Annotated in this window: 7 protein-coding genes; 4 read left to right on the top strand and 3 right to left on the bottom strand. The window is 52.5% G+C overall.

The window, feature by feature from the left end:
* Positions 1 to 402: 402 nt before the first annotated feature.
* The 3 genes from QZP87_RS10800 to QZP87_RS10790 are packed head-to-tail and all read left to right on the top strand — an operon-like array spanning position 403 to position 1408.
* On the top strand, positions 403 to 1149 hold the full coding sequence (locus QZP87_RS10800) for a 4'-phosphopantetheinyl transferase superfamily protein (RefSeq protein WP_291322933.1): 747 nt from the start codon (positions 403 to 405) through the stop codon (positions 1147 to 1149).
* The gene (locus QZP87_RS10795; protein ID WP_291322932.1) at positions 1098 to 1238 is read left to right on the top strand and encodes a hypothetical protein; all 141 of its coding nucleotides are present in this window, start codon (positions 1098 to 1100) and stop codon (positions 1236 to 1238) included. Before QZP87_RS10800 ends, QZP87_RS10795 begins: the two co-directional genes overlap by 52 nt.
* The gene (locus tag QZP87_RS10790) at positions 1238 to 1408 is read left to right on the top strand and encodes a hypothetical protein (protein WP_291322931.1); all 171 of its coding nucleotides are present in this window, start codon (positions 1238 to 1240) and stop codon (positions 1406 to 1408) included. The genes QZP87_RS10795 and QZP87_RS10790 overlap by 1 nt, the downstream gene beginning before the upstream one ends.
* On the opposite strand, the gene QZP87_RS10785 is transcribed toward QZP87_RS10790, so the two are convergent.
* From QZP87_RS10785 to QZP87_RS10775, 3 genes are all read right to left on the bottom strand, one after another.
* Entirely contained in the window at positions 1396 to 1599 is a 204-nt protein-coding gene (locus tag QZP87_RS10785; RefSeq protein ID WP_291322930.1) for an MmcQ/YjbR family DNA-binding protein, read from the bottom strand. The genes QZP87_RS10790 and QZP87_RS10785 overlap by 13 nt on opposite strands.
* Positions 1600 to 1650: 51 nt before the next feature.
* Complete coding sequence (gene tes / locus QZP87_RS10780) at positions 1651 to 3255, bottom strand: tetraether lipid synthase Tes (protein WP_291322929.1); 1605 nt, start codon at positions 3253 to 3255, stop codon at positions 1651 to 1653.
* Between the two features lie 409 nt (positions 3256 to 3664).
* Positions 3665 to 4606: a DMT family transporter gene (locus QZP87_RS10775; protein ID WP_291322928.1), complete on the bottom strand. Its 942-nt coding sequence runs from the start codon at positions 4604 to 4606 to the stop codon at positions 3665 to 3667.
* Between the two features lie 133 nt (positions 4607 to 4739).
* On the opposite strand from QZP87_RS10775, the gene QZP87_RS10770 reads away from it, so the two are divergent.
* On the top strand, positions 4740 to 5606 hold the full coding sequence (locus QZP87_RS10770) for a LysR substrate-binding domain-containing protein (protein WP_291322927.1): 867 nt from the start codon (positions 4740 to 4742) through the stop codon (positions 5604 to 5606).
* Positions 5607 to 5916 lie beyond the last annotated feature (310 nt).

The following is a 5916-nucleotide window of genomic DNA, read 5'->3' as shown; positions in this document are numbered from 1 at the left end:
TTTACTGACACCTACTTGCCCCGTGAAACCGGGATCCCCTCTGGGGTGTTTCATTGGGGACGTCTGATCTCTGACATCTGTGAATGTAAAAGTGACTTTTTTTGCAGTCACGTCTTTTTGTAGCTTTGCTTTACTTGATATACTTTACTTTGCTGTATTTTTGTAACATGCCTGCAAAAGAAAAGCCAAGGGAAATCTGTCAGTCCATGAAAAATTCCTTTGTTTTTCCTGCATTCATTAGCCTTCTCCAGATCCGGGAATTTTGCAAAACATGTTTGAACCTTTTCAGAAATTGGTATAATAATTATGCTACGATTTGAGCAAAGATGTGATAATTGGCGGGTTAAATAAATAAGTTTCGCTGCAGTGTTAATTATTCAGGTCATACCACAAGGATTCCCTGTGCTGCAAAGATATCCGGACGCAAACATATACGTCCTTGACATATCCTCCCTGGACCCGGACCAGGACAGGTGGAAGCCGTGGCTTGGCCCGGAAAGGATCGCGGCCCTTTCCAGGCTCCGGAAAAAACAGGACCGGTCCAGGTGCGCAGGGGCTGGGCTGCTCCTGGCTTATGTTATAAAAAAACATGCACCTGGGCTTGGTGTCCCTCCCCTTACGGTGACCGGCTCAAACGGCAAGCCGTATTTGCCTCAACTGCCTGAACTCCAGTTCAATATCTCGCATTCCGGAAAATGGGTGGTCTGCGGCGCAGGAGACAAACCGCTTGGCCTGGACATTGAAAAAGTACAAAGGGACATCACGGCAGTAGCCAGGAGATACTATCCACAAAGGGAACTTGACTGGCTGCAAACCTTGCCTCCCAACAGACGGCAGGCCGCACTGATCCAAGGCTGGGTGCTCAGGGAGAGCTGCATGAAGGCCACAGGCCTGGGACTTCGCCTGCCTTTAAAAGATCTGGAGATAGTTTTTAACCCCGAGGTGCAGGTATACCTTACCCGCAAGGGAGTAAAAACTCACTGCGCTTCAACCCTGTGCGCCTTTGATGACCAGGAGTACCGCCTGGCTTTGACTGTTATGGATGCAAGTCCTCCCCCACCGGCATCTATGCCGACTACGACCAGCGCGGCGAGCCCGTGCTTAAAGCCCTGCGCATGGACGGCACCGGTCTTGGCGTGGATGAAATGAGCGACGGCACCAGGGACCAGCTCTTTCTGGCCCTGCGCCGGGCGGGATCAGGCATTACCTGGACAACAATCCTCCTTTCCCCTTTATAGTGGATGACATTCTGGTCCACTTTGACGATGAAAGATCCGCACAGACCCTGCAGGAACTGGCCCTTCTGTCTAAACAGACCCAGGTTCTGTTCTTCACCCACCACACACACTTACTGCACCTGGCCAGGCAGCACCTGGACCCGGCCAGGCTCCAGATTCACGAACTCTGAGCCTTCAGCAGCCTGGGCACCATGAACAGATTGCGCATTCCGGCTACAGGGTGAGCAAGGAACTTGCCGGGATGCAGATAAAAGGACACGTAGGCCTTTTTTATCAGCCTCTCCAGTTCCTCAGCCCTGACCCGGTCAGGTTTGATTGATGTGGCCCTTTTTTTATTCAGGTGGGTCCTGTATTTGTCCACGGGCAAAAGATCCCTGGCCGGAAAGGGTAGAGAACCCCGGACATTCCCGGATCAGGAGGCTGCGGTTTCCGTCTCGGCCTGCCTGTTTTTATTCAGTGGCCTGGCATACATTTCCTCTACCCTGTAACGGTGACAGGGGCCGCTGTTCCAGGTGCAAAAGGGGTACAGGCGGCCTTCAGGATCGGCATAATGCACAGCGCAGTACTGGACCCGGTCCAGTTCATAGTTGTACAGATCCTGGAAATGCATGGCCGCGGACATGATAATCTCGAAACGGCGGCCCTGAATGGTCTCTTTCTGAGCCTTTTTGTCAACCTTGTGCCCTTCTCCCAGATGAATCAGGCTGTCTACAAACTGCATCAGCGTCTCATGATCCCAGCCCTCAGGGGCTTTTTCCCGGCGGAAATGTTTCTTGAGTTCGCCCTTGAACTGTAGAGACAGGGCATTTTTCAACCAGGGATAATGCTCCAGCCGCCCGGCCTTTTTGTTCAGGCTGGCCGCAAGGGCTTCAACATCCAGAAAGGCTGGAAAGGGCACAGCCTGGCCGGTCTGTTTGTCCACAACCAGATAGGTTACACATCCGCAATGGGGATGACAGTTTGTATGGGCCTTTTTTTCGCCGGTCACCGCTTCCAGGAATCTGGACAGCGGAGAGGCAATGGAAAAAGGATACCAGTCACGGTGCATATCCAGTAATCCAGTCTGTTCCTGCAGTTCCCTGGCCAGATCAGCAGTGGTGAAGCGCATCTCCTGGCGTCTGGATTCGTCTATGCGGCCGGTAAAGGACACTGGCTGCCAGCTTATGGCGGTTATAACCTCCGGATTTCTTACGGCAAAGCGCAGGATGTCTCCCACCTGATGATCATTAAAGCCTTTGACGATAGTGGGGACCAGGGCCACCCGGACTCCGGCCCGCCCCAGGTTGTCTATGGCCTGCATCTTGGTCTCAAACATAGGCCGTCCTCTTGTGTCGCGGTATATATCATCGCTCATGCCGTCGAACTGCAGATACACAACATCCAGACCAGCTTCGGCAGCCTTTTCTGCAAAACCATAATTACCGGCGAACAGCACGCCATTGCTGGCTGCCTGGACCTGGGCAAACTCCCGGGACTTTGCCAGACGTACTGCATCCAGAAAATGGGGATGTATAGTAGGCTCGCCACCAGCGAACTGCACGCAGATCACAGGGTGGGGACCCAGAGCTGCCACGGAGTCAATTACATGGTTGATCTGCTCCCAGTCCAGCTCGTATACCCGGCCCATGGCATTGGAATTGGCAAAACAAATGGGGCAATTCAGGTTGCACCGGTTGGTCAGATCAATGTTGACCATGGAAGGAAAAGACCGATGACTGGGGCATATCCCGCAATCGTGGGGACATCCCTGTTCCACCTTTGTTTGAGGCCTGTCCAGTCCTGCCGGTCTTTCATAATGGGTGCGGCGCATTTTCAGAAAAAAATCCCTGTCTGCACTTATGATCTCTCTGAACTCCCCATGTTCCGGGCAGGTTTTATACATCAAAACCTGTCCGTTCTCCTCCACCAGCTGGGCCTCTATTGTTTCACGGCACTCCGGGCAAAGACTCCTGGTGGATAGAGGCAGATCTTCAACGGTCTGTTCTGTTTTTTTACCCCATATCTTATCCAGAAACATAATCCATCACCTCACTTGAACATTATTTTGTGCTTACTACACAAAAATTTTTCTACGACTGAATAATTAAATCTTGCCTGGCAATAAATTACTACAAACTGGCTGGTGTACACTATTAAACCTATATACAGCATTGAATTGGTGTAAAGGGATTAATTAGTTGTTAAATATGGTAAGAACTTCTGTGCAGATAATGAAACAGGCGAGCAACTGCCATTGGAAATGTAAATTAATCAATTTTTTTTGCCAGCTATCCTGCTAAGCAGTCCCCATGCCACTTGCAAATAGGTAAACTGTTACGCTGTTCAAAATCTTTAATTCTGCCTTAAAAAGAAGTAAATATCATTTTTATATTACGGTAATGTTTCCGGTATACGGTAAGACATAGCAGATATATTTCTTAGAATCATCATGCTTCAGCCAGGGTTTTATTCCTGTCCCTGCCGGCCAGCCACGCCCCGCAGGTCACGGCCAGGGCGGCCAGGGCGGCCAGGGCCAGCTCCATTCTCCAGGCCTCCATCCCGGCCAGGATAAGCAGGGTGGTGGCCACCACCGGCACTGTATAGCAAAGGGCGCTTAATAAACCTGCATGGCCGTATCTAAGGCCCTGACCCCAGGCCATGAAAGCAAGTCCATAAGGCCCTATGCCTATACATGCGGTGGTCAGAAGGACTGCAAAAGACAGATCCAGAACCGTGTGTTCCAGCAGCAAATGCAATAAAGCAGCAGCAATCCCGGCCCATGCGAAAATGCCTGCATGCAGCCCGGCATTAGTCGGAAGCCTGCCCAGCATAAGGGAATATCCAAGCCAGCATACCCCGCTGGCCAGACCCAGGGCATAACCGGCTGCCGTACCCGGGTCCATGGTGCTTCCGCCCTGTCCCTCGTTTCCGCTTAACAGGGCCAGGGCCGCACCAGAAAAAGACAGCAGAAGACCTGTCCACATGTTAAGCCCCGGCCTTCTTCCGGCACTGATGCAGATAGCAGCCGCCAGGCCCAGGGGCCACAGATATGTAATCAGAGCCACCTCGGCAGCCGGGGCCTGCATCAGAGCTGCAAAATAGAATACCACCGCCCCCAGCAGAAATCCGGCAGCCAGAAAAACATCTCTTTGTCCATGGTCATGCCATGGCTTTCCATATATTTTCCTGCGGGTTCTGCCCCAGGTTAAGACGGCCAGGGCGGCTGTAAAAAGAGACATAAAGGTCAGCTGCAAAGGGGGAACCTCTCCCGCCATGAGGCGCAGCAGGGGCAGAAAACCCCACATGAGAACCGCCATACTGCCCAGTAAAGTCCCTTTTAACTGCGATATTTCAATCCCGTGTCCGGTTTGTCCTGCTATTACACTCATGCTCTATCTCCATGGCAAATTTACAGTCATTAAAGTTAGTAACATCCATTAAACAACTGGTTGCCTTTTCCTGGTAAGCTGGTTATAAGCATCAGGCAAATTAATAGTTTTGAACTAAGGATCAATTATTTTGATGAATATCCCAAGACCCGTACTGGACCTGAATCTGGCCATAACTTTTGCAACCATAGTGGATTGCGGGGGATTTACCGAGGCGGCCCGCAGGCTGAACCGCACCCAGTCCAGCATCAGCATGCAGATGAAAAGGCTGGAAGATGATGTGGGCAAAAGACTTTTAAACCGCAGACCAGGGCAAATTGCCCTGACCCCGGCTGGAGAGGTCCTGCTGGACTATGCCCGCCGCATGCTTCACCTGAACGACCAGGCCTGGCAGGCACTTAAAATTCCGGGGGTGGCCGGAGCTGTCCGCCTGGGCATCCCGGATGATTACGCCTTTTATCTGCCGGACATCCTGGCCCGTTTCGCTGAACTCTACCCCGGGGTCACTCTGGATGTACGCTGCGAACTCTCGGTGGAACTTATGCAGGAGATCCGGGGAGGAAATATCGACCTGGCCCTGGTGACCAGACAGCCCAAAAGTCCGGGCGGACATGTGCTGCGCTCGGAGCAGCTGGTCTGGGCCGCGGCGGTACATACCGCCACCGAGCACCAGGAAGTGCTTCCCCTGGCCCTTTTCCCGGAAGGATTCTGCGTCTTCCGGGAAATGACCCTTGAGGCCCTGGCCGGGGCTGGACGCGAGTGGCGCATCGCCTATACCAGCCGTTCTCTGGAAGGTCTTCGAAGCGCTGTTTCAGCCGGCCTGGCCGTAACAGTTGTTACCCGCTCCATGCTGCGCGGCGAACTGCGCGAAGTCGAACCGGAAGGCCCTGCCGGGCTGCCCGTCCTGCCTGCAGTGGAAATCGCACTGCACCGCAGTCCGGGAAGGCCTTCCGAGCCGGCCCAGAGGCTGGCTGAACTCATCCAGGAAAACCTGGGGTGATTATAAAAAATGCTGAACAATGCTTTCACTGATTGACATGTGTTTTCAAGCTTTTAATGAATACCAGCACATTTTGTAACCATTCAGGGGGTTCCTCTGTGGTGATTACTTCCACCAGGCCATGGGGACTGTCCCCAGTCACGCCACTGAATGGTTACCACATTCTGCACTGACTTTCGTTTTAATATTCTGGTTTCAGGAGACAAATAAATGGCTTTTCAGAAAGAATCCGGGATCTTCAAGGGCATGAACGCCCGCCTGACTGTAATATCCACTGCGATTATCCTGGCGGCCCTTGTATACGGAGCAT

Origin of the sequence: Desulfonatronospira sp. (assembly GCA_003563255.1) — a bacterium.
Lineage (GTDB): Bacteria > Desulfobacterota > Desulfovibrionia > Desulfovibrionales > Desulfonatronovibrionaceae > Desulfonatronospira.
This window is presented reverse-complemented; position numbering and strand designations above follow the sequence as displayed.

Bases quoted from the DNA above. Each gene is read 5' to 3' on its own strand.
- QZP87_RS10770 (WP_291322927.1), top strand. From the start codon at position 4,740: ATGAATATCCCAAGACCCGTACTGGACCTGAATCTGGCCATAACTTTT.
- tes (WP_291322929.1), bottom strand. From the start codon at position 3,255: ATGTTTCTGGATAAGATATGGGGTAAAAAAACAGAACAGACCGTTGAA.
- QZP87_RS10775 (WP_291322928.1), bottom strand. From the start codon at position 4,606: ATGAGTGTAATAGCAGGACAAACCGGACACGGGATTGAAATATCGCAG.